Below are 17,999 nucleotides of genomic sequence, written 5' to 3'. Positions count from 1 at the left end.
TTTGGAATTAAAAGTATTATGTATGTATCCTGACATCATGGATTTATATGGCGATTTAGGTAATATTACTATATTAAAATACAGATGTTTAAAAAGAGGTATTAATTGTATAATCGATACCTATTCTATTGGAGATAACAAAGATTTTTGTGATTATGATTTAATATTTTTGGGTGGAGGATCTGATAAAGACCAGATGTTAATTTTCCAAGATATTTTAGATATCAGAGAAGATATAAAAAAAGCTATTATAAATAATAAATTTATTTTATTAGTTTGTGGTGGATACCAACTTTTTGGTAAATATTATATAGATTCAGACGGTAATAAAATAGAAGGTTTAAATTTATTCGACTACTACACTGAAAGTTCAAGTAAAGGTCGTTGTATAGGAAATATAGCAATAAAACCAAATATAGAAGGTTTAAATGATCTTATCGTAGGATTTGAAAATCACGGTGGTCAAACTTTCGGAGTGTCTACACCTTTAGGAGAAGTTCTAAATGGTCATGGTAATGAATTTGAGGGGAAGTTTGAAGGTTTTTTTAAAGATAATGTACTTGGTACATATCTTCATGGACCATTACTTTCTAAAAATCCAGAACTAGTTGATTTTATAATAAAAAAATCTATTGAAAGTAAATATGGTGAAATAGATTTATGTAAATTAGATGATAGTATTGAATATATGGCTAGAGATCAAATTCTAAAAAAACTAAATGTAAAATAAAGAGTACCTAAATGGTACTCTTTTTTTATTTAATATTATTTATTTTTTACTATCCCATTTAATATAGGAGTTCTTTTTTCTATATTAAGATATAAATTTCTAACTTTTCTACTAAAAAATTTATTATAAATAACAAATGTTACTATAGCTATAAGGTAAGATCCTACAACATGTTCAGGATAATGATGTCCAACATAGACTCTAGAAACCCCTATTAACACTGATATTATTATTGATACTACTCCAAGCACCTTATTATATGCAGTTAATCCTAAAGCTATACTCATACTCGCTAAAGAATGATCACTTGGAAAAGATGAGTTTGGCTTATGTGGATATAATAAGTTAGCTGATGGATCTTTTACGAATGGTCTTTGAGCATACCATATATTCCCTATTATAGCAGATAAAATCATATTTATTGCAAGAAATACTACTGTGTTAACAGCTGCTGCTCTTGCTTCTTTGCTATGCTTTACGATCCCAACAACATAAACTACTATTACTAATAATGCTAATATTATAGGTAGTTTTTGTGAACAAAACATCATTATATTATCCATAGTTTGATTTTGTCCTGCGACTCCATTTATTGCTTTAAATATTGTGTCCCAAAAATTCATTAATTTAATCCTCCTAATTATTTGAACCTAATTATTTTTTTATATTATATATCTTTAAGAACTTTGTCAATCACAATATTGTAAATTTTTGTCGAATAATGCAACAAAAAAGAGTCTTGAATTTAATTAATTTATATATTTTATAAAATATTAACCTAAACTATATCTTAATATAAAAATAAGAGAGCATAACTATACTCTCTTATTTTTATATTAAGATATCACCATATAACCTTGACCTCTTCTTGTTATTAAATAATTCTCTAGTCCAATATCCTCAAGTTTACGTCTAATTCTATTCACATTAACAGTTAATGTATTATCCTCAACAAACTCTTCCATTTCCCATAGGTTTCTGATTATTTCATTTCTAGGAACAATATTTCCTTTATTCTCTATTAATAATTTTAATATTCCTAATTCCGTTCTAGTAAGTTCTATGCTTTTTCCTTTATATGATAGTATACTTTTTAAAATATCTAACTTTACATCATTATGAGTTATTATTAAATCTTTTTCTTTTCCATAGGCTCTTTTTAATACCGATGCTATGTGCGCAAGTAGTATACGAGGGTTGAACGGCTTATTTACAAAATCATCAGCTCCCAGATTCATGGCCAATAATTCATCCATATCACTTTTGTTACTTGTAACCACAATAATTGGTATATCTGAGTTTTGTCTTAGTTCTTTACATATGTAAAAGCCATCATATATAGGTAAATTTATATCTAAAAGTACTAAATCTGGCTTAACATCTTCTATATTAGTTATTATATTTGCGTAATCTTCACTAATGCTACATCTATATCCATTTCGCTCTAATAAAGTAACCATTTCTTCTCTTAACTTTGGTTCATCTTCAACTATGAAAATTCGTTCCATAATTTATCACCTCATTTTTAACTAAGTTTCTAAAATATATAATACTATATTATTACCCATAAATAAAACAAGTTAGCTATCAATTATAAATCACGCCTAAAAAAGAGCTATAAAAAAGTTGAGTTTATAAAACTCAACCTTATATAATTTATATTATTCTTCTAAAGTTCTTAAACTTTCAACTATACTTATAGCAAAATATATACCATATATAACCAATATAATTACCATAGTTATAGCAATAGCTTTTAATATATTTACAGTTGTTAGAACCGCAATTATATCTCTTATTCTCAATGCTATAAAACTAAAGTGAATAAGAGCTACTATAAATGGAATGCTAAATGTTACCAATACCTGTATAATAACAGATTTTTTTATTTCACCTTTAGTTGCACCCATATCTCTTAATAATTTAAATCTATCTTTATTTTTACTAGATTGTGCAATTTGATGTAGTGCTAAAACTGCTCCTGCTGATATTAATAAAATTATACCTAGGTCTACAGCTATAAAAGTTAAAACGGTATCCATTGTAATTTTTTCTCCATCTATAGTTAGTTTTGAAAGAAATGAAAGTCCATTATTTTGATGTTTTTGGTATTCTCTCATAAACATATTATCATATTCATTATTACGTTTAATATAATTAAAGTTCATATATGATACTCTCGGGCTCAATTTAGATAAAACCTTATCTGGTACTATTATTTCGCCAAAACCTGTCGCTAATTGTTCTGTAGCAATTGAGTTTTCATATAATTTTTTTTGCCCTAGCTTAAGTTTAAATCCTTCTATATTTAATTTATCTTTATTATTCTTAATATAATAAGTATATAATTCTTTATACTCATAAGAATTACAGTTTATTGCAAACTCATCTTCTTTTAAATTTATTCCTTTAATTCCTTGTTGTTTCAAAGCTTGATTGTATTGACTTAGTCCAACTAAATATACATTGTCATTTAAATAGCTTTTGTAGTTAGTATATTTACTTGCCTTAAATCCGTTTAATACAAACTTATTTAATTTAACATCTTTTGATTCATATTTGTCTAATTCACCTGAAGATGATACTAGACTTTTAAAGTTAATACCTTCTCTTTTTAAATTATCATTTATAGATGTTTTATCTGTATACTCATTATAATATTTACTAATGGATGCATCAAAAGGTGTAGCTTCTTTTAAATCATATGTTGAAGATTTTGCTATACTTATACCAAATGGTATAATTACCATAGATGAAAATAATAATAAACATATAACTGTTAGGGCTACATTAATAGTTTTTATATAGCTACTTATTTGGTTTATAATAAATAAATTTAGTTTTTTATAGTAGATAATCTTATTATTTTTTACTATATTTATTATAAAATCTGAAATAGATGAAAATAATAAATAAGTCCCATATCCAATTAATGCACTACTTGCTAAAAACTTCTTCCATGATGGCAGTTCATCTTTAGGTATTATAATATAACCTATAAATATTAATATAATGGATATTAAAAATAAGTAAATTTTAGAACTTTTATTTGTAATAATAGACTTTTCATTTTTCTTATCTGCATTTAATAAATCTATTAAACTATGTTTTTTTATACTTCTCTTATTAAATATATTTACAAAATATAAAGATAGTAAAAAGAATATTATAGTTTTAATCATTGCTAATATTGAAATAGAAAATCTAAATGAATTATCTTCTATATTCATCATATTTAAAGTAATTACTCTAATACCTTGTGCTACAAATATTCCTATAATTAGTCCAATAATTAAAGCAGATAGTCCTATTGTTAAAGTTTCTTTTATCATTAACTTATTTATATCTCTTTTGTTCATACCAAGTACTGTATATACACCAAACTCTCTTTTACGTCGTTTTATAAAAAAATTATTTGCATAAGCTATTAAAAATCCAAATATCATACAGATAAAAACAGATGCAAATAATATAATTCCTCTTCCAAATGCTATATATCCTTCCATATAAGCACTTCCACCTAATAGTTTTATATGATCTTCTATCGAGTTAAAAGTATATAAAAGTATTACTCCAAAAACAAGAGTTATAAAATATATAGCATAATCTTTCAAACTTTTTTTTACATTTTTTACAGCTAACTCATTAAACATTTTATCTGATGTATTTTTTTTATAAAACATATTGGTTATCACCTCCAAGAAGTGATGTAACTTTAATTATTTTATTAAAAAATTCTTTACGACTAGAGTTACCTTTAACTAATTCATTAAATACTTTTCCATCTTTTATAAATAGTATTCTATTGCAGTAACTGGCTGTAAAAGCATCATGAGTTACCATTAAAATAGTAGCATTTAAATTTTTATTTAACTCCTCTAGACTTTCTAAGAATATTCTTGATGATTTAGAATCTAGAGATCCAGTTGGTTCATCTGCTAGTATTAAAGCTGGATTTGTAGCTATTGCTCTTGCACAAGCTATCTTTTGCTTTTGACCCCCAGACATTTCATACGGATATTTTTCAAGCAAATTTTGTATACTTAAATGATTTGCTATTGAATTAATTTTTTTATCAATCTCTTTTTGATTAACTCCAGAAATCGAAAGTGCTAAAGCAATATTATCACGTCCACTTAAAGTATCCAATAAATTTAAATCTTGAAATATAAATCCAATACTATGTTTTCTGATATTTGCTAAATCATCTTCATTCATTTTAGTTATATCTTTGTTATCTATATATATATTACCAGCGGTTACATTGTCAATTGTAGCTATACAATTTAACAATGTACTTTTTCCGCTTCCTGATGCCCCCATTATTCCAACAAATTCACCTTTATTTACTTCAAAACTTATATTATCAACTGCCTTTGTGACACTGCCTTTATTTCTATAATATTTTTCTATATTTTTTACTTTTAATACTTGATTCATAATATCTTCCTCCTCATATTTTAATAATATCACGGGAAGAATTTCCTATCCACATCATCATATGACATTAAAATGACATAATTGTAATATAAGCTATAAATTTTATACAGCTTCAGTAAAAGTTAATTTTATTGTTGTTCCTCTTTCAAACTCTGAGTATAAGTTTATATCTACATCTAACTTTTCACACAACTTTTTACATATGTATAGCCCTATTCCTGTAGAGTTCTTTCCTTTTCTCCCATTACTTCCTGTAAATCCTTTTTCAAACACTCTTGAAATATCTTGAGATTGTATACCTAATCCGTTATCTTTTATATATAAACTCACTTTACTTTCTTCTTTCTCACTGTAAAATTCAATTTTAGCATTATTTCCTTTATACTTAATTGAATTGTTTATTATTTGACCTATTATAAACTCTATCCACTTGGCATCTGATAAAACATAAAAATCTAAATTTCTAATTATAGGTTTTATATTTTCATTAATTATTTCTTTTGAGTGCTTCTTAACTTCATTCATAACCATATTTTTCAAATAAACTTTCTTTATATGATAGTCTTTTTCTACACTATCACTTTTTGCCAGATATAAGACTTGTTCTACATATCCATCAATTTTGTCAATTTCTTCTTCTATACTTAGAGTAATTATATTTTTATTATTCTCAATAAGTAATTTAGATGTTGCAATAGGAGTTTTCACTTCATGAATCCAAGTCTCAATATACTGTTGATAGTCTATAAAATTGTTTTTGTATTCAGACATTATATCATTTGTATATTTATTTTCTATTTTCAACACATCATATAAAATTTTTCCTTCTACAAAATTTGGTTTTTTTATTATTTCAGTAATATGAGATTTTTCATCTAAAGAATTAAAATCTATAAAAAATTCATCATAATATTGCTTCTTTTTAAAAAAATCTAAAATAAATACTAATACTATACTCATTAAAAACATTAACTGCACAAAAAATATTGAATTTATATTTATTTTTACTATGTACATAAACAAAGATGATATTGTACATGTAATTAATATTATAAATATTGATATAATTTTATCTTTTATATACTGAGAAAACTTCATACTTTAATCCCACCTTTTATATTAGATTCTTACGTTAAATATATAATATATTTTATTATAATACTTTTTTTGCAGCTATCATAAGAAACATCGGTCTTCTCAACTCATTTTTTAAATATATATTTTCCTCAATCATATAATTTGGAGGTTTAGGCTCTGATATTTGTTCTATTCTAAAACCACTTTTTATAAGTGTATTTATATATGTAGTAACAGTTCTATGATATTTTACAACTTCTTCTCCTAAAAACTTGGTATATCTAATTTTTTCGTTTTGATAATTATCAATTGGCCAAAAAACTATTTCTCCCTCATCATTATAAATCCAGTCCTGATTTTCAGTAGATGTAAAAATTGGGTGTTCTACTGAAAATATAAAATCTCCGTAATTTACTAAACCACAATAAATTTTTTTACATATTTCATCGAAATCTTTTGTATAGTGAAAAACTAAAGAACTAATTACTATATCAAATTTTTCATCTTCGATTTGTAAATCTTCTATGGCTAAACACTCGTAATTTATTTTTTTGCTTTTAGTAAGTTCTCTTGCTTTATCTAACATTTTTTTAGAAATATCAACTCCAAGAACATATTTAGCTTCTTTCTCAACTGCATATCTACAATGCCATCCAAATCCACAGCCAACATCAAGAACTCTTTTACCTTTAAATGAAGGAAGCATATTTTTTAATTCATGCCATTCACCTGCCGACTCTAATCCATAAATTGATCGTTCCATCTGACTATATTTCAAAAAAAATTCCTCATTATCATACTTATTCTCTTTCATATAAATCCTCCTTTATATAAATTTATAAAATACTTTATGTTATTAATAATATCATTAACTTTATTTTAAATAAAAATCTAAAAATAAATCTGTATTAAACTTTCCATATATATAATAAAAAATCGATACTGAAATTCAGTATCGATTTTTTATTATATATTCTTTTCTTGCCTTATTATTTTTCTTATACTGCTTTCAGATAAATAATATTTTTTTGCTATATCTTTAACTTTCATACCTTTTTCGTAATCTATAAATATTTCTTTGTTTCTTTTTCTTAAGTTAGACTTCGTCCCGCTAATTTCTCCCCAAGATTTTTTATTTTCATTTTTTCTTGGTATATATAAATATCCTCCATCAGTATACTCTTGAATTAGATTAACGATATATTGTGGAAGTATATTTTGTGCTTTTTCATATTTCATAACCTTTGCTCCTATCTACATTTTTAATTTGTAAATAATCTAGCAAAGACTGCACAAAATTATTATAATTTGAACCTTTGGATAAAGCTCCTCGCAAATTATGTTATTTAGTATTTATTACAGCCTTTGCTCAGAGCTTAATCCCGTAACCAGTATAAATTTTATTTTCATAATCATTTTCCCTCTCTAGTCAAATATTGTTTCAAATCCTTCTTTATTAAAAGCATCAAAACACATTTTTATTTGTTCTTTAGTATTTCTTGCTGTTGATAAATTAGGAAGTTCATCAAACTTAAAAAATTTACTTTCCTCTGTTTCTATATTCTTCTCAAATTTACCACTTATAAAATCACATAAAATAAATATTTTATAAATACTTTGAACACTTATAGGTTTATTATATTTATTTTTATCTAATATAGCTACTATTTTTATTGGTTTTATATCAATTCCAGCTTCTTCTCTAGCTTCTTTTATTATATTTTCAGATACCGATAGGTTAATATCTGCCCATCCTCCAGGCAAGCTCCATAATCCATCTATACTTTCCTTTACCATTAAAATCTCATTGCATTTTATAATAGCTCCTCTTATATCAACTTTTGGTGTTAAATAACCCTCTTCAATATTGATTATTTCTCTTACTTTTTCTACTTCTACATCTGTATACTCACTTATAATCTCTGATGATATGTCTTTTAACTGCTTAAATCTTTCTAAGTCATATTTATCTTTTGAGTATATTAATCCAGCTTGAGATATAGATTGAATTTCGGTTGCCCATTTTAACCATTTTTGTTTCATATTTTACTCCCCCTATATATAAAATATACAACATTAAATTTTTAATTGTAAGTTCTATAATACTACTTTTTTATTATAATTTGAATTATACAACTATAAAAATCTATACAAAAATAAGGAGTACCAAAATGGTACTCCTTTTATTTTAATATTTAACTAATTAAAAGTCTTCATTATTAAATAACATCTTAGCATCATAGTACTTGCCTTGATTATCTTTTAATCTAAATTTCTCTATAAGTTGTTCTAGCATTTGAGCTTGACTAGATAACTCTTCACTTGCTGCAGCACTTTCTTCAGCAGTAGCTGAGTTAGTTTGTACAACTACAGATATTTGTTCTACTCCAGTATTTACTTGATTTACATTTTGTGCTTGTTCTCTACTCGCATCTGCAATTTTTTGTATAACGTCTGCTGATTGTTTAGCGCTCTCTACAACTTCTTCAAGAGATTTTGCAGTTTCTGAAACTATTACACTTCCGTTTTCTATTGCTTTAAGTGATTTTTCTATTAATTCAGCTGTATCTTTTGCACTTTGAGCAGATTTTGCAGCAAGATTTCTAACTTCATCTGCAACAACTGCAAATCCTTTACCAGCTTCTCCAGCACGAGCTGCTTCAACTGCTGCATTAAGTGCTAATATATTTGTTTGGAATGCTATATCATCAATATTTTTAATTATATTTCCTATTTCATTTGATGTATTGCTTATTTCATCCATTGCAGCAATCATTTCGTTCATTTGTTTTTTACCTTTATCTGTTGCTACACTCGATTTCACAGATATAGCTTTTGCTTTTTCAGCATTTTCAGCCGTTTGTTGTATCTGCTCTGAAACCTCACTCATAGTAGCTGAAAGTTCTTGTACTGAACTTGCTTGTTCTGTTGCACCTTGAGAAAGCACTTGTGCTCCTTCTGCTACTTGAGTTGATCCTATTGCAACTTGTTCACCTGCAAGATTTATTTGTGATAATGTACTATTTAAACTTTCTACTATTTTATCTACTGCTAATAACATAGGTTCAAAATCATTTACAAATAAAGATCTTAATTTATCACAATCCATATCAACAGCTAAGTTACCATCACTTATTTCTGTTAATATATTTGTCAATTCATTTATCATAGCTCTAAAGTCTTGAACTATTTTTTCTGTAGCATCTGCAACTAAGCCTATTTCATTTTCAGCATTTACTTCTGGTATTTCTGAGTTTAAATCTCCCTCAGCTAATTTTTTAAGTCTCTCACTACATTGTTTTAATGGATTTCCTATCATACTAGCAAATTTAGCTGCTACTATAAATGCCACTACTATAAATAGTATAGATAACACTACTGTTATAAAAATAGAGTTATACATTTGGCCTAAGAAATCACCTTTATTTATCATAACGCCTATACCCCAATTGTTGCTATTTTTTACTGGAGCATAGCCTAGTATCCAATCTTCTCCTTTTAACTCTACATCAGTATTTCCTGTTGCACCTGATATAAGTTTTTTATCTGCCTCAGCAAAAGGTTCTAAGTCTTTATTTGTTTGTGCATCTCTTATAGTATTTTCAACACCTATTAAACTAGTGTCTCTATGCGCTATTGTAGTTCCTTCTTTATCTAAAAGATATGCATAACTATTTTTACTTATCTTTATATTATTAACTATATCATTTAAGAAGTCTTTATCTGTATCAAAAGTTACAACACCAACTATTTTACTTCCTTGAACTCCATTTTCCCAAATAGGAGCTGCAACCACAAGTGTAAGTTGACCTGTTACTTTACTTTTTACAGGACTTCCCATATAAGCTTGTCCTCCCATAGAGATTTTGAAATAATCTCTACTTGAATAATCTTTTCCACTGAATAAATCTTTACCGCTTACGTCTAAAATTTGTCCTAATTTTAGCCCATATAATTTTTCTTGCCTATTTATTATATTTTGTTTTTCTTCTACACTAACTTTCGGGTCAGAAAGTTCTTTTATGATTCCAGTTTGTATTGCTGCATTTTTTACATTTGTTAATTTTTGGGCAACTGTATCTGCAGCTTGTTTAGTAGTTTCTACTGCTGTTTTGGATAAAATTGTATTAGATGTCTTATAATTTAGGTAACTTGTTATTGCTCCTAAACATAGACAACAAACTACTGAAAAACATACAATAGTTAATGCAAGTTGAATCTTTATACTTTTGTTTTTTTCTTTACTAATATGTCCAAATTTAAATTTCATTTCTTTTTCTCCCGTTTTTTGACTGTTTTTTTACAGTTTTTTAATTATTTGTTACTTAAACACCTCCTATTAAAAATTTAACTAACAAATTAATCAGTATTTATAAAAATAAAAGGGAGTTAACTTAAGCCAGTTAACCCCCTTTTTAATTATAAGTTTTGTAACTGACTAACTTCTTAAAAAGTCCCTATAGCTTTGCTGCGCCGAATTACTTCGGTTTGCCTATATAGTTGTAGATTTATAATTTATGACTTTTAATACTTATAAATAAATTCTAATTATGTAATTTATTTACTAAAATTGTTTTAGGGACTAAAATAATATTTTCAAATAAATTTATATATACTTTTTAATACGGCATAAATCAAAATAACAAAAGTTAAATTTTTGTAAATTTTTCCACGACCTAGAGAATTTCCAGATCTATACCTATTGTTTCAAATTATTTTTATACTTTTCCTGAAAATCTTGTAAATTTTCAAATAAAAAAGAGCATTATTTCATGCTCTCTTTTTAACTTGTACTATCAAGTTTAGTTACCATAATTATATTTTTATTTTCACTCAATATACTTATAATTTCACTTATACCTACAAGCTTAGATTTTCTTAATGTATATATACATTCATCATCTGAAATAACTTCTATACCTTCAACGTTTACTTGATATCCTTGAATTGATTCTTGAATTTCTCTAATAGCTTCTTGTTTTGATATATATTTAACTTTTAGCTTTATAGTGCTAGCTTTAGTTATATACTTTTCTTCTATTTTTTTTAAAACAACAAGAACTATTATTATACTTATCCCTCCCAAAATACTCACTCTATAAAATCCTATTCCTATGGCTATTCCAATACAAGCAACTGACCATATTGATGCAGCTGTCGTTAAACCTCGGACAGAACCTTTAGTTTTGATTATAGTTCCTGCGCCTAAAAAACCTATACCGGATACAACTTGACCTATAAATCTTCCATCATTTACTTTAATGGCTCCAGACAGTGCTTTCGTAGTTGTAATCTCATTTAAAGCTAATTGAGCTAACTCTACCTGAATCAATGCTGCTATAGTAGCCCCTAGACAAACTAAAGCATGAGTTCTAAATCCTGCAGATACATTTTCTCTCTCTCTATTAAAGCCTATTGCTCCCCCAATAAATATAGCTAATAAAATCCTTATTATAATGTCTTGTATATTCATAAATTTAGCTCCAATCCATAAATTATTAGTTAAACTGAAATTTAATAATTTATATATACCCTCTACTTATAATTTAATATCATTTAAACAAAAAACGTATCACATGTTAGTGATACGTTTTTTTCTACATTAATTTATCATTTTCCATAATTATAGGTTTTGAAGCTCCATTATCTGATGTATTTACATCTAATCTATCCATTAAGTAAGCCTTAACATCATTTTTGTTTTTGAATTTAGATACTTGATATGGTAGAGATGCTCCATATTTTTCAATAAATAAAAATTCATCTTTATCTTTAACTAAAAGACCTACATGACCTACAAATGCATTGCTATCTTCTGGTATATGTAAAAATACATTTATCATTGATACATTAGGATTATCTATAAAAGATATATTTCTTTTTTTCCATTCTTTAATTATTGCTTCTGAATGTGCTTTTACATCTTTAGAATTTTTTACAGGTATAGCTCCATATAAATTTTCAAACTTATCAGTCTCTTCTTTTGTAAATTTACTAATAGGATTATTTTTTATAGCATCTATATCAAACATTAATGTGTTGTCCTCTGTATTAGGCTTTCCTTCTGATTTAATAAAATCTTTAAATAATATAAATGCTGTTAATCTACAGTTAAAATCCATATAATTTAATTTTTTAAAATCCCAAATTCCACCTAGATAACCTTCATCATAAGGTACTTGTAATGTATTTATAGATTTAAATCCATTAGATGAAGTTTCTAATTTATTCAAACTAGATTTATTATTATATTTATTAACTATATCTATAAAGTATTGTGACTGAACTTTATCAATTTTACTTTCTATTAATATATCTTTTATTTCATTTTGAGTTTTATCATCTATTAAATTTGAATAAGTTAGTTTTTTATTTTCTTCTTTTTCAATCTTTTCTTCTTTAGTCTTTGAGCACCCTGTTAATATTAATGCTCCTGAAATTATTAAAGGTAAAATCTTTCTTATCATTTAAGTCCTCCATTTTATATTCCAATTATTTATGACGTAATTTTTAAATATTTTTGTCGACATGATTAGTATACCTTATGCAATTACAAGCTTTCAATGAATTTATAATTACAAATTTGATATAAATTTTTTTGAAATTTTCAAAACTTTTTGGACTATGTTGTTATTAATATTTATTGATTTTATTTAGTTGCCTGCTTAGTTGTTTATTTATGTGTCTAATTTTATATTTAAATATAATCCATACCACTATATAAACTATTAAATAGTTTAACGTAAAGTAAGCTATTCCTATAAAATTTTTAGGCATCCAGCCTGTAAAATATGCAATTGGAAAATATACTATTGCCATTCCTAAAAAGTTTATAATAGTTTGTTTTAATAAACTCCATTTTTCAATATTAAATACAACGCTTAAACCTACACAATAAAATCCTGTAAATGCTGAAGATATAAGTTGTACAAAATATTGTTCTTTAGTAGTTTCTATATTTTTAACATCTGTAAACAACAAAAATATCGCAAATACAACTTGCCCTATAAAAACACCAAAAGGTATTCCTGTAATTAATCCCCTAGTTATAAATTTCTTAATATATTTGTTCATTCTAAAAACCTCCATTATTTAGATAATCTTTTATTTTTGATATGTATCTTCTCGATATATTTTCTTTCTTATCATTTATAAAATTCATAGTTAAATTTCCATTAAAATGCATATCTATACTTCTAACCTTTTTCATATTTACCACTGCAAATTTTGATACTCTAACAAAAGATGTACTTTTTAAGTTTTCTTCAATTTCATACAGTCTTTCTTCAACTTCATACTTACAATCATTTGTTTCAACAAATACTTTTTGATTTTCACTGTAAAATATATATACTTCATTTATATCTAATATATATATTTTCTTGTCTTTTTTCCCAAGGATATATTTAGTTTTTCTTGTCTTTAACTTTTCTAATATTTCTAGTGTTTCTTCATCCATATCTGGAGACTTTAGTATTACTTGTATCTCCTTGTATTTTTTATCAATATCTATATCTATCTTCATATGTGTTTCCTCCTACTTGTCTTAATTATATGATATAAAAATTATTTATAATATAAAATATATATAAGCGGTTATATTGTTATATTAAAAGGTGTTTTTTTCTATATAAAAAATAAGAAGCACTCAAAAGTACTTCCTATTTTTCTTCATAATCATTTTTAATTGCGTTAATAAAAATTACTATACCTACTATAATTATTTAAAAGTAAATTATATCAATCTGGAATCTATAATCTCATCTTCCAAAATAAAAAAACTATATCCTTTTTAGAATATAGTTTTTTTACTTTATAGAATGCAACTTAATTTATATCATTTTAACTTTTTTAATTTTTTCTAATAAGTATTCATACTCTCTTTCATACTTATCTTTTTTATTTTTATCTGTTTCTATAGATAATAATGAAATTAAACAACTTAGCTGATTTTCCAAAATCATCATATTTTCTTTACTTTCTATCTCCTTACGGCTTAGCTTTAATTTCTTTTTGCTATCCTCATACTCTTTATAGGTTCCATTAAATTCAATTACCTTATTATCCTTTATCTCAATAACATAATTACATATATTTGATATAAATTCTTTATCATGAGATACCATAATTATAGATTTTTCTACATGTTTTAATGCATCCTCTAAAGCTTCAATAGCATTAATATCAAGGTAATTTGTAGGTTCATCTAGTATTAATAAATTATTATCTTCTAAAATAATTTTACATAGGGCTACTTTTACTTTCTCTCCACCACTAAGATTTTCTACCTTATTATAAACACTATCACCTTTAAACCCAAATAAGCTAAGATTTATTCTTATAAATGTCTCATCAAAAGAAGAATCTTTTTTTATGTTTTCTAATATTGAAATTGAACTATTTAAAGTATCCTGACTTTGATCAAAGTATCCAATTTTTACTCTGCTATTAATTTTAATAGATTTATTATTATCTTTAATAATTTCTTTAAGCAGCATGGTTTTACCACAACCATTCTTTCCTATAATAGCAGTTTTTTTATCTCTTTTTATTTTAAAAGAGATATTATCAAGTAGTAATCTATCTTCAATCTTTAGTGTAAAATCTTTTACTTCTAATAAGTTTTTACTTAATATTTCCATACCCTCTTTAATCTTTATATCTATAATATTAGAATTTTTAGTTTTTTCCTTTACATCTAATTTCTCTATTCTAGTTTGTATTGCTTTAATATTTGCATCTAATTTTTTCTTCCCTTTCTGACCTCCCATTTTATGAAGCCTTGCCTCTGAGTTCCCCATTCTCTTTGGTGTTCTTTTAATACTATCCCTTTTTTGAGTTTTTTGTACTATAGCTTGTTCTAATTTTTTCTTTTCACTTATATACTGTTCATATTCAAAATTGGATCTCTTTTGTTCTTCTTTTTTAAGATTTACATATTTAGAATAATTTCCATTGTATATTTTAATTTTACTATCTTTTACTTCTACAATAGTATTACATAAAGAGTCTAAAAACTTCCTATCGTGGGATACTAATAATAAAGCGCCTTCATAGTTTTTCAACATATCCTCTAGTATTTTTATGCTGTCTATATCTAGGTTAGAGGTTGGTTCGTCAGCTATTATAAGTTTCTTTTTTTCGTTCAATGCATTTGCTAGTCTTACTTTAACCTTTTCTCCTCCTGAAAGGTATTCTTTATATTCATCTGGAACATTTAGTAAACTCTTAATTTTGCTATCTTCACATATACTTTCATCGTCTTCATTTTGACTTATATATGAGTAACTATTAGTTAGATAAATATACCCTTCATCAGGCTCAATATCTTGTATAAGTAACTTTATTAAGGTTGTTTTCCCTGCTCCATTGTCTCCTACTAATCCTATTTTTTCATTTTCTTTAATTTCAAACTTATCTATATCTAATATTAATTTATCACCGTAAAATTTCTTTAACTTATCAATACTTGCTATTATCATAAAATAACCTCCTATATTTACTTAAATATAAGGAAAGTATAAAGTTTTAATAAAAATTTGCATAAAAAGGGTATGATAATTAAAAACACCCCTATAATTTACTTTCCTTAATTTAAGCATTATAAACATACCTATAAAATAGGTCTTTAAAATTTAATAATACTTTAAATTATTGAAAATAAATTAATTGTTCATGTTCTTAAATACCATACCCTTTCATTAATATAGTTTCATTATATGTTATTTTCTATAAAATATCTACATACTTATTTAATTTAAAACTTAAAAATTTAAAATTGCCATAATTAAACATTTCAATTCTCTTATATTTATTTTAAATTTTAATATTTGTTATTTATTGCTAGAGTATATAGTCCCTCCAATTAATTTTTCTTCTTTCTCTAAATAATCTCCAACTTTTGGATTTATAGCTTTAAAGAACATATTTAAGAAGTTTAATAGTATAAAAAATACTACATATGTCGCTATAAATATTTCAATATTTCCTAGTAATTCAAATACACTTCCTAAAGTTTCATATCCTATTGAATTAAAATATATTGATAGTTTAAAAGCTGCTAGTGTTGCTATAGCTAATGGGAATGTAAATGAAGCATAAGCTGGTTTGAACCCTTCTTTAAATAGCTTTAATATATATGAGTAAACCACTACTAAAAGTATTAATCCTGTTACTATTAACCAAGTTAACATATATATATTTGGATTAGGATCAATAGTTAATATCCCAACTATTCCAAGTGGAGCTGGAGAACAAACAATACCAACAGTAGGTAATTTTTTATCATCTAATATCTCACTTTTAAATACTATATATAATACTACAGGTAAAAGTATAGTATAAAATATAAATCCAAACATAAGCATAAAGTGTGCTATTGGTGGAATTATTCCTCCCATGCCTTTACTTGCTACACTTCCTGTTATCATACCTGTATATATGATAAAACAAGTTGGCATTATATTATTAAAGTTTCTTTCTTTAATTCTTATTATTGTATAAAATACTACAATTCCATAATGATAAATCACTGCCCCTATCCATAAAACACTGCATGTAATTGGAAATTTATGATAGAAATATCCAGAAACTAACCAAGTTACCATACCAATTGTTGGGTAGAATGTTCCTGTAACAGGATTTTTTAACTCTTGTAACATAACTTTTGGAAACTTCATAAGTCTAATTAACATTAGTGAAAGCATACAAATTGCTAAGCCTATAGAAATCGGCTTTAAATATCCTATATCTTTAATTAGCCAACAATTACTAAGTGTTATAAATGCTAGACAAGTTCCACTTATTCCTATGTGTAAGTTTTCAAGTTTATCTAAATATTTATTCATATAACCACCCCTTAATTTAAGTTATCTAATTTATATTAAACATTACGTTTTATCTTGTTCATATTTATACTATACCACCATTTTAACCATTAGATTTATTTGACTTTTCCATTCTAATCATTAATAAAATTAATGATTATGCATCAAACTATTATAATTTCAGATAGTTAGTAGTTCGATTTATTACTTTTAAAGATTATTTTTTATAAAAAATAACTCAATAAATAACGAAAAAGGACTATGATTATAATCATAGTCCCGGTAAGCATTATATTTTAAATTTATTTTTATAAATTAAAGTTTTCCATCAAAATTTATACTAGTGGTGCATCAATTTGAGTAGTAAAAAGAAATTGATGGAAATGGCCGTCAGCAACAGTAGTATTCCCAGATACTAAGTGAACATGTTTATTAGTTCCCGGTATATTAATTGCTGGTCCTGTTGTAGTGAATATTTTATGGAAATGATCAAGGAAGTCTGTATTGTCATTTTTTATTTTATGAACATGGTTAGTTCCACCTTGTATAGGTATAGCTTCCCCTGTAACTCCCGCAGCACGATGGTTATGTCTATCATCGCCTTCTTCTGCTAATTTTACACTTTCTGAATATTCATGAACATGTCTCATTTCTTCTTCATCACAATCATGCCAATCATTCCAATTTCCCCAGTCCCAGTAATCTTCTGAACAATGCTTTTTACAATCGTTTTGACTTTTATAATTTTGACAGCTCATTTTAGCATCTCTCCACAATATTATATTAAGAGGTTTAAAAACCTCTTAATATAATATGAAATTTTGTCGAAAAAGTTCATATTTTGCATGTATTATATATAAATTATTTATACTTAGTCTTTTCAATATCAACATTATAAATTATATTCATTGAAATTTTTTGGTAAA

At 25.6% G+C, this 17,999-nt stretch carries 17 protein-coding genes and 1 riboswitch; of the genes, 1 reads left to right on the top strand and 16 read right to left on the bottom strand.

Annotated features, from left to right (window positions below):
* Position 1 precedes the first annotated feature (1 nt).
* Positions 2-730 (top strand): type 1 glutamine amidotransferase, encoded by a 729-nt coding sequence (locus ATCC9714_RS02710; protein WP_057544403.1) that lies wholly within the window; start codon positions 2-4, stop codon positions 728-730.
* A 35-nt stretch (positions 731-765) separates the two neighbouring features.
* Here ATCC9714_RS02710 and ATCC9714_RS02705 read toward each other — a convergent pair whose 3' ends face one another.
* The 16 genes from ATCC9714_RS02705 to ATCC9714_RS02630 all read right to left on the bottom strand — a co-directional run bounded on the left by ATCC9714_RS02705 (position 766) and on the right by ATCC9714_RS02630 (position 17,831).
* Positions 766-1,353: a phosphatase PAP2 family protein gene (locus ATCC9714_RS02705; protein WP_057544402.1), complete on the bottom strand. Its 588-nt coding sequence runs from the start codon at positions 1,351-1,353 to the stop codon at positions 766-768.
* A gap of 213 nt (positions 1,354-1,566) precedes the next feature.
* Positions 1,567-2,238 (bottom strand): response regulator transcription factor, encoded by a 672-nt coding sequence (locus ATCC9714_RS02700; protein ID WP_021125479.1) that lies wholly within the window; start codon positions 2,236-2,238, stop codon positions 1,567-1,569.
* Between the two features lie 153 nt (positions 2,239-2,391).
* A complete protein-coding gene (locus ATCC9714_RS02695; protein ID WP_054630529.1) occupies positions 2,392-4,413 on the bottom strand; it encodes an FtsX-like permease family protein in 2,022 nt (673 codons plus the stop codon).
* Entirely contained in the window at positions 4,403-5,170 is a 768-nt protein-coding gene (locus tag ATCC9714_RS02690; RefSeq protein ID WP_055335061.1) for an ABC transporter ATP-binding protein, read from the bottom strand. The genes ATCC9714_RS02695 and ATCC9714_RS02690 overlap by 11 nt, the downstream gene beginning before the upstream one ends.
* 102 nt (positions 5,171-5,272) lie before the next feature.
* Positions 5,273-6,268 carry an ATP-binding protein gene (locus ATCC9714_RS02685; protein ID WP_054630527.1) on the bottom strand — a complete coding sequence of 332 codons (996 nt, stop codon included), beginning with the start codon at positions 6,266-6,268 and terminating at the stop codon, positions 5,273-5,275.
* Between the two features lie 55 nt (positions 6,269-6,323).
* A complete protein-coding gene (locus ATCC9714_RS02680) occupies positions 6,324-7,061 on the bottom strand; it encodes a class I SAM-dependent methyltransferase (protein WP_054630526.1) in 738 nt (245 codons plus the stop codon).
* 152 nt (positions 7,062-7,213) lie between these two features.
* Positions 7,214-7,486, bottom strand: a complete 273-nt coding sequence (locus tag ATCC9714_RS02675; protein ID WP_021124850.1) for a CD3324 family protein — start codon at positions 7,484-7,486, stop codon at positions 7,214-7,216.
* A gap of 186 nt (positions 7,487-7,672) precedes the next feature.
* Positions 7,673-8,290, bottom strand: a complete 618-nt coding sequence (locus tag ATCC9714_RS02670) for an NUDIX hydrolase N-terminal domain-containing protein (RefSeq protein WP_057544400.1) — start codon at positions 8,288-8,290, stop codon at positions 7,673-7,675.
* 160 nt (positions 8,291-8,450) lie between these two features.
* On the bottom strand, positions 8,451-10,517 hold the full coding sequence (locus ATCC9714_RS02665; RefSeq protein ID WP_054631474.1) for a methyl-accepting chemotaxis protein: 2,067 nt from the start codon (positions 10,515-10,517) through the stop codon (positions 8,451-8,453).
* A 156-nt stretch (positions 10,518-10,673) separates the two neighbouring features.
* Positions 10,674-10,750, bottom strand: a riboswitch (cyclic di-GMP riboswitch).
* Between the two features lie 280 nt (positions 10,751-11,030).
* On the bottom strand, positions 11,031-11,720 hold the full coding sequence (locus ATCC9714_RS02660) for an MgtC/SapB family protein (RefSeq protein WP_057544399.1): 690 nt from the start codon (positions 11,718-11,720) through the stop codon (positions 11,031-11,033).
* A gap of 124 nt (positions 11,721-11,844) precedes the next feature.
* Positions 11,845-12,714: a DUF4300 family protein gene (locus ATCC9714_RS02655; protein ID WP_057544398.1), complete on the bottom strand. Its 870-nt coding sequence runs from the start codon at positions 12,712-12,714 to the stop codon at positions 11,845-11,847.
* A 166-nt stretch (positions 12,715-12,880) separates the two neighbouring features.
* Positions 12,881-13,321, bottom strand: a complete 441-nt coding sequence (locus ATCC9714_RS02650; protein WP_021124858.1) for a DUF3021 domain-containing protein — start codon at positions 13,319-13,321, stop codon at positions 12,881-12,883.
* Position 13,322: 1 nt separating this feature from the next.
* Positions 13,323-13,772 carry a LytTR family DNA-binding domain-containing protein gene (locus ATCC9714_RS02645; RefSeq protein WP_054631470.1) on the bottom strand — a complete coding sequence of 150 codons (450 nt, stop codon included), beginning with the start codon at positions 13,770-13,772 and terminating at the stop codon, positions 13,323-13,325.
* A gap of 307 nt (positions 13,773-14,079) precedes the next feature.
* Positions 14,080-15,729 carry an ABC-F type ribosomal protection protein CplR gene (gene cplR, locus ATCC9714_RS02640; RefSeq protein ID WP_057544397.1) on the bottom strand — a complete coding sequence of 550 codons (1,650 nt, stop codon included), beginning with the start codon at positions 15,727-15,729 and terminating at the stop codon, positions 14,080-14,082.
* Between the two features lie 351 nt (positions 15,730-16,080).
* A complete protein-coding gene (locus tag ATCC9714_RS02635; protein WP_054631468.1) occupies positions 16,081-17,094 on the bottom strand; it encodes a TDT family transporter in 1,014 nt (337 codons plus the stop codon).
* A gap of 314 nt (positions 17,095-17,408) precedes the next feature.
* Positions 17,409-17,831 (bottom strand): YmaF family protein, encoded by a 423-nt coding sequence (locus ATCC9714_RS02630; RefSeq protein ID WP_021129010.1) that lies wholly within the window; start codon positions 17,829-17,831, stop codon positions 17,409-17,411.
* Between the last annotated feature and the right edge of the window lie 168 nt (positions 17,832-17,999).

Source organism: Paraclostridium sordellii (assembly GCF_000953675.1).
Taxonomy (GTDB): Bacteria; Bacillota; Clostridia; order Peptostreptococcales; family Peptostreptococcaceae; genus Paraclostridium; species Paraclostridium sordellii.
This window is presented reverse-complemented; position numbering and strand designations above follow the sequence as displayed.